At 41.9% G+C, this 503-nt stretch carries 1 pseudogene; it reads right to left on the bottom strand.

Annotation, left to right across the window (positions count from 1 at the left end):
- Positions 1-503: pseudogene (locus ACFIN0_RS10235) on the bottom strand (filamentous hemagglutinin); the annotation flags it as partial.

Raw genomic sequence — 503 nt, 5'->3', positions numbered from 1 at the left:
ATCAAATCTTTTGCTTCTTGTGTTGAATTGGTCAAACCCCAAAAGTTATTTTCCATAAACTTCTGATAGCCCGCGACTAGAAGTTCTGAGATAGCAGAATCCGCTTCTGGGAACACAACAAAATAAAGCGGTTCATTTTTATTTTCTGCATGTTGAACCGCATAAACAGCGGCTTCCTCTGGTGGAGTAAAGATGCCATTAAAGGACACATGCACCTTGCCATCAGCACCCTCTTGTAAATGCTGCTTTTCTTCATCCGTTAAATAATGTGCGTGAGGTATTGGTTGTCCACGAGCGTCTTTGATATACTGTCCATTTGCATCTATTTCATAGATTATATTACCCTTTTCATCACGGTCGACCACGGCGATGGGATGCTCTTTGATAAACATGGTTTTATAGGAGTCATCGCTGTATTTAAACCCGTCTTCTAAAAGTTGTGTCGCCATTTCGCGGTTTTCATGGACGATTTGTTCCAGCTTGCCTGCATCGAGCTGTTGTAC

This window comes from Bartonella sp. AA89HNZF, from assembly GCF_042196905.1.
GTDB lineage: Bacteria > Pseudomonadota > Alphaproteobacteria > Rhizobiales > Rhizobiaceae > Bartonella.
The sequence above is the reverse complement of the archived record's forward strand: the minus strand, read 5'-3'. Positions and strand labels throughout refer to the sequence as shown.